We start from the raw sequence: 6,768 nt of genomic DNA on the forward strand, positions 1-6,768 counted from the left end.
CTTACACTCCCAACGCAGCTTTTAAGGCTTCAGCTACAGTGGACACACCGATGAGTTCGACATCTTTCGGACCTTGCCAGCCGCTTAAATTATTGGCAGGCAATATAACTCGTTCAAAACCTAGCTTCGCTGCTTCCTGCACACGCTGCTCAATTCTAGAAACTCGTCTTACTTCGCCCGTTAAGCCAACCTCACCAATAATACAATCTGTTGCCCTAGTTGGTTTGTCACGGAAGCTTGAGGCAATACTTACGACAATCGCTAAATCAATGGCTGGTTCGTCCAGCTTGACTCCCCCGGCTACCTTCAGATAAGCATCTTGATTTTGTAGTAACAGACCCATCCTCTTTTCTAAGACTGCCATTAGTAAAGGAACTCGATTATGATCAATCCCTGTTGCCATTCTCCTCGGATTTCCAAAGCTTGTCGGAGAAATTAGCGCCTGGATTTCGACAAGTACTGGACGGGTGCCTTCCATGGAGGCGACCACTGTCGACCCAGCAGCACCTTGCGACCTCTCTTCGAGGAAGATTTCTGAAGGATTTGCCACTTCTTCAAGTCCAAATTCCTTCATTTCAAAAATACCCATTTCATTCGTTGATCCAAATCGATTCTTTACTGCCCGCAGAATCCGGTACGTATGGTGCCTTTCTCCTTCAAAATAGAGTACAGTATCTACCATATGCTCAAGCAGCCTTGGACCGGCAATGGAGCCCTCTTTTGTTACATGACCAACAATAAATATCGCTATACCCTTTGTTTTCCCTATTCTCATTAATTCTGAGGTACACTCACGAACCTGTGAAACACTCCCAGGTGCAGAGGTTACTTCCGGATGAAAAACAGTCTGAATCGAATCAATAATGACAAAGCTTGGATTGGTTTCTTCAATGGTTCGATTGATTTCTTCCAAATTGGTCTCAGAATAGACGAGAAGATTCTCCGACTTTATCCCAAGTCTCTCAGCACGAAGCTTTGTTTGCCTCATGGATTCTTCACCGGATATGTATAAGACCTGATTTCCTTTATTTGCAAGCTGAGACGATACCTGCAGCAACAGAGTTGACTTACCAATCCCAGGGTCCCCACCGATTAATACCAGCGATCCCTTTACCACACCACCGCCTAGCACCCGATTAAGCTCATTCAAATCCGTAAGAATCCTCGGTTCAGTCATTGTTTCAATGGCTGTAATGGGCGTTGGTTTAGATAATAGGGTTGAACCCCCTTGAGAATGTGCGAATGCTCCTCTACGATTCCCGCCAGTTACCTCCACTTCCTCCACCATTTTGTTCCATGCTCCGCAGCCCGGGCATTTTCCCATCCACTTCGGAGATTCATACCCACAGTCCTGACACATAAACTTGGTTTTTCGTTTGGCCATTTCTATCTACTCCTGACTATAAATACAAAAAGAGGTACACGGTCAAGCTATTATCGTGTACCCCTTTTAGTTGTTCTAAATAAATTGGTTTATTTAGCTAGTGGCGTTTTTTCAGCCGTTCTAACTAAGAACTCACCATTATCAACGTCAATTATTACATGCTGACCTGTTAATACTGTACCTCTTAACAGCTCTTCAGAGAGACGGTCTTCAATATGCTTTTGAATAGCCCTGCGCAATGGTCGTGCACCGTACTCTGGGTCGTAACCTTCTATAGAGATTTTTCCCTTCGCTGCTTCTGTTAATTCTAAAGAAATGTGCTGTTCTTTTAGACGTTTTACCAGTTGGTCTGACAGCAGCGTAACAATTTCTTCTAAGTGCTTTCTTTCTAAAGCATGGAAGACAATAATTTCATCAATACGGTTTAAGAATTCAGGACGGAAGGCTTTCTTCAATTCTTCCATTACCTTGCCCTTCATGTCCTTATAATTCTGTTCTCCATCTTGAATATTAAAACCAACATACTTGTTACGCTTTAATGCTTCTGCTCCGACGTTTGAAGTCATAATCAGCACGGTATTGCGGAAATCGACGGTTCTGCCCTTCGAATCTGTCAAGCGGCCATCTTCAAGTACTTGCAATAAAATATTAAATACATCAGGATGAGCCTTTTCAATTTCATCAAGCAGGATAACAGAATATGGCTTTCTTCTAACCTTTTCAGTTAGTTGACCGCCTTCTTCGTATCCAACATATCCTGGAGGAGATCCAACCAAACGAGAAGTAGAATGTTTCTCCATATATTCAGACATATCGATTCGAATCATTGCGTCCTCATCACCAAACATCGCTTCCGCAAGTGCTCGAGCTAATTCAGTTTTCCCTACACCAGTAGGACCAAGGAATACGAAGGAGCCAATAGGACGTTTAGGATCCTTTAAGCCTGCTCTTGCTCGGCGTACTGCTTTTGACACAGCCTTAACTGCTTCCTCCTGACCAATTACTCGTGAATGTAGGAGTTCCTCTAAGTTTAACAACTTAGCTGTTTCCGTTTGGGCAAGCTTGGAGACAGGAATTCCCGTCCAGCTTGAAACCACACTTGCAATATCCTCAACCGTAACCTCACTATTTTCTTTACCTTGTTTTTCTTTCCACGTTTTCTTTGTTTCCTCCAACTGTTCACGCAGACGTTGTTCTGTATCTCTTAGAGAAGCAGCCTTTTCAAATTCTTGGCTCTGAACTGCTGCATCCTTTTCTTTACGTACCTCTTCAAGCTTCACTTCTAACTCTTTTAAATTTGGAGGTGTCGTATAAGAACGTAAGCGAACCTTTGATCCTGCTTCATCAATTAAGTCAATCGCTTTATCTGGAAGGAAACGGTCAGAAATATAGCGATCAGACAACTTTACAGCTGCTTCAATTGCTTCATCTGTAATAGAAACACGGTGATGGGCCTCATAACGATCACGCAGACCTTCTAAAATCCGGACGGACTCTTCAGCCGTTGGTTCATCCACACGGATTGGCTGGAATCGTCGTTCTAACGCCGCATCTTTTTCAATATATTTCCGATACTCATCAAGAGTAGTTGCACCGATACATTGCAGTTCTCCACGAGCAAGGGATGGTTTTAAAATGTTTGAAGCGTCAATCGCTCCTTCTGCTCCCCCTGCACCAATCAATGTGTGTAACTCATCAATAAAGAGAATGATGTTACCCGCTTGGCGAATTTCATCCATTACCTTTTTTAAACGGTCTTCAAATTCCCCACGATATTTAGTACCCGCAACTACTGTTCCCATATCTAAAGTCATAACTCGCTTATCACGGAGAATTTCTGGAACTTCATTATTCACAATTTGTTGGGCGAGACCTTCAGCAATAGCTGTTTTACCTACACCCGGTTCACCAATTAAAACTGGGTTGTTTTTTGTACGGCGGCTTAATACTTCTATGACCCGTTGGATTTCCTTACTTCTTCCAATAACAGGATCTAAACTTCCTTCTCTAGCAATTGCAGTCAAGTCTCTTGCAAGGCTATCAAGGGTTGGAGTATTTGCACTTACAGAAGCCCCTCCCTGGTGCCCGCCTGACTCATTGCTGCCTAATAATTGTAATACTTGTTGACGTGCTTTATTTAAGCTTACTCCAAGATTATTAAGAACTCTTGCAGCAACACCTTCTCCTTCACGAATTAGACCGAGTAGGATATGTTCTGTTCCAACATAGGAATGTCCTAATTTTCGAGCTTCATCCATTGATAATTCGATTACCTTTTTCGCTCTTGGGGTATAGTGAATCGTTTGGGATGCTTCCTGCCCTTTCCCTATTAACGATTCTACTTCCTTTTGGATCTTTTCTGAACCTAATCCAAGTCCATAAAGCGCTTTGGCAGCAATACCTTCTCCCTCACGGACTAAGCCTAATAAGATATGCTCAGTCCCAATATTGTTGTGTCCAAGTCTGATTGCTTCCTCTTGTGCTAAAGCTAATACCTTCTGGGCTCTTTCAGTAAAACGGCCGAACATCATATTCCATTCCTCCTCACATTTTGTCCTGCTCCATTTTTAGTCTTTCTCTAATTAAAGCTGCTCGTCTAATATCTCTTTCATTTGCTCTTAAATGCCCGCCCGCATACTGCTGCAGGAAACCAGGCTGTGTTAATATCATTAATTCATTTAATATATTCTTAGGCAAATGATCAATATAACCCATATCAATTCCTAGGCGAACATCAGATAGGCATTTTGCAGCCTCTTTTGTTTCAATAATCCTGCAATTGGATAATACACCATAAGATCGAAACACTCTGTCTTCTAATTGTATGTTCGAAGTTTTGCGTAATGCTTCACGAGCGGACCTTTCTTGTGAAATTAACTGACTTACTACACCATTAAGGTCCCGACAGATATCTTCTTCAGATTTCCCTAGAGTAATTTGATTGGAGATTTGAAATATATTTCCGAGCGCTTCACTCCCCTCGCCATAGATACCTCTAACAACTAAACCCAGCTGGTTTATGGCTGGAATGATACGATTGATTTGCTGTGTCAATATAAGACCTGGCAGATGCATCATAACAGATGCCCGAAGACCCGTACCCACATTTGTTGGGCAGCTTGTTAGGTAACCATGTTTTTCATCGTAACCAAAGTGAATGTGACTTTCTAGCCAATCATCTACCTCATTCGCAGCCTCCAACGCTTCCGTTAGCTGAAGTCCAGGAAACAAACATTGAATGCGAATGTGGTCCTCTTCATTAATCATAATACTAACTTCTTCGTTTTCGGTTAATAGAACTGCTCCATATGGAGATTCCTCTGCTAAATTAGGGCTTATCAAATGCTTTTCTACTAGAACCCTTTTTTGAAGGGGTTGTATTTCATCAATCTTCAATAATTCCATTTGTCCATACTTTGTGAAATTTGATTCTTGCATTATATCTTCCATTTTTTTAATAATGGCCTGTGCTTCTTCGTGTGAAAATAATGTTGGAAATTTAAAATTTTCAAAGTTTCGGGCTAAACGGATTCGGGAACTAAGGACAATATCTGAATCAGGTCCCTCCTCACTCATCCACGAGCTGACTGCTTGATTAATAAAGCGTTCAAGCGACACGTTATTCCCCTCCCTTACTACTGCCTGACAAGCCTTTTTCGAGTGTACGAATTTCATCTCGAATCTGAGCAGCTTTTTCAAATTCCTCTTGCTGAATTAACTCTTTTAATTCACTTTTAAGATTTTCAACTTGCTTCTTTAGGTGAATTCCTCCACCTATTCTCTTTGGTATTTTACCGCTATGGGACCAATTTCCACTATGAAGCCTTCTTAAGACTGGTGGCAGCTGTTCCTTAAAGGTTTCATAACAATGTGCACATCCGAAACGCCCCACTTTAATAAATTGCGGAAATGTCATCGAACATCCACTACACTGAAGAACTTCTTCCTGATGAAAGGTATTTTGATTTTGCTTTTGAACAGAAGGATCAATATTTAATAAACCTGCTAATAGGTTATTAAAGGTAAAACCATTTCCTCCCGTAAACATGAACATCTCGCCCTTTTCTTGGGCACATTTTTCACAAAGATTTACTTCGGTTTTTTCACCGTTGATGATTTTTGTAAAATGGAGTGCAGCAGGTCTTTGATTACATTCCTGGCAAATCATCTTTCATTTCACCCCTCTAGCTGGTATAGATTATTTATATTTCAATGATGTTAACATCGCTTTCAACATTCTTGCTCTTAATTCATCTCGGAATGGAAGATCGATATAGAGGACAGAGCGGTCAATAACACTCAACATAATTTTTGCTTCTCGTTTTGTAATTATCTCCTCATGTACAAGTCTATAAATAACATCTTCTGCCGTAGATTGTGCAATACGATTATCAAAGAGTGACAGTAAATGATCAATTAGGTCAATTAAATCATGGGACTGAACCTTCATGATTCGAATGTACCCGCCTCCCCCACGTTTACTTTCTACGATATACCCTCGTTCAATGGTAAAGCGCGTATTAATGACGTAATTGATTTGTGATGGGACACATTGGAATTTGTCAGCAATTTCACTTCGCTTTATTTCAACATGCTCCTTCTCACTCATTTCTAACACTTGCTTCAAATACTTCTCAATAATATCGGAGATGTTTCTCATCTTCGCACCCCCTGACTTTGACTATATTTGACTTTAATTATACTTAAAATTTTATGTAGTTGCAAACAACATGCTACTAATGATTTTCTCCATATTTCGCAGGTGTGAAACCTGTTAAATTTGTTTTTAGGAAATTAGTTTGGGAGGATAGTGACTTTTTTGGGGCTTTAGTTCCCTTGGGTGCTGAAAAGTCTAGGGGAGGGAATCTAAGCGGGGCTTTAGTTCCCTTGAGCGCTGAAAAGTCCGGAGGGAGGGAATCTAAGCGGGGCTTTAGTTCCCTTGAGCGCTGAAAAGTTCGGGGGGAGGGAATCTAAGCGGGGCTTTAGTTCCCTTGAGTGCTGAAAAGTTTGTGCGGCGGGAACCAAAGAGTGGATATGATTCCCCTTCCTATCAAAAAGGTCGCTTCAAGGGAATCATTTTGGAGTTTAAACTAAATGTTTAATATGATTATTCGTTACCGTTTTCTCTAAAAGTAATGCCCTGCAGGCATGAATAGCCTTTATTCGTTCCCATTTCCACTAAATGTATTGCCTCTATTCATTACCCTTTTCTTTAAAAGCATCGCCTCATGGACAACACAAAAAAGCACAACCCTATTAAGGTTGTGCTTCGTTTGCCTGGCAACGTCCTACTCTCACAGGGACAAAGTCCCAACTACCATCGGCGCTGAGAAGCTTAACTTCCGTGTTCGGTATGGGAACGGGTGTGACCTTCTCGCCATTGC

The 6,768-nt window shown here is 41.4% G+C and carries 5 protein-coding genes and 1 rRNA gene; all 6 read right to left on the bottom strand.

The features are described from left to right. Position 1 precedes the first annotated feature (1 nt). A complete protein-coding gene (gene radA / locus M3189_RS24880; protein WP_251639188.1) occupies positions 2 to 1,384 on the bottom strand; it encodes a DNA repair protein RadA in 1,383 nt (460 codons plus the stop codon). A gap of 89 nt (positions 1,385 to 1,473) precedes the next feature. Continuing rightward, on the bottom strand, positions 1,474 to 3,915 hold the full coding sequence (gene clpC, locus M3189_RS24885; protein ID WP_251639190.1) for an ATP-dependent protease ATP-binding subunit ClpC: 2,442 nt from the start codon (positions 3,913 to 3,915) through the stop codon (positions 1,474 to 1,476). 13 nt (positions 3,916 to 3,928) lie between these two features. Then, entirely contained in the window at positions 3,929 to 5,002 is a 1,074-nt protein-coding gene (locus M3189_RS24890; protein ID WP_251639192.1) for a protein arginine kinase, read from the bottom strand. Between the two features lies 1 nt (position 5,003). Further along, complete coding sequence (locus M3189_RS24895; protein WP_251639194.1) at positions 5,004 to 5,552, bottom strand: UvrB/UvrC motif-containing protein; 549 nt, start codon at positions 5,550 to 5,552, stop codon at positions 5,004 to 5,006. Between the two features lie 30 nt (positions 5,553 to 5,582). Next, entirely contained in the window at positions 5,583 to 6,044 is a 462-nt protein-coding gene (locus tag M3189_RS24900; RefSeq protein ID WP_251639195.1) for a CtsR family transcriptional regulator, read from the bottom strand. A 615-nt stretch (positions 6,045 to 6,659) separates the two neighbouring features. Further along, positions 6,660 to 6,768: ribosomal RNA gene (rrf, locus tag M3189_RS24905) — 5S ribosomal RNA — on the bottom strand; the annotation flags it as partial.

This window comes from Neobacillus niacini (assembly GCF_023715415.1).
Taxonomy (GTDB): Bacteria; Bacillota; Bacilli; order Bacillales; family Cytobacillaceae; genus Neobacillus; species Neobacillus niacini_C.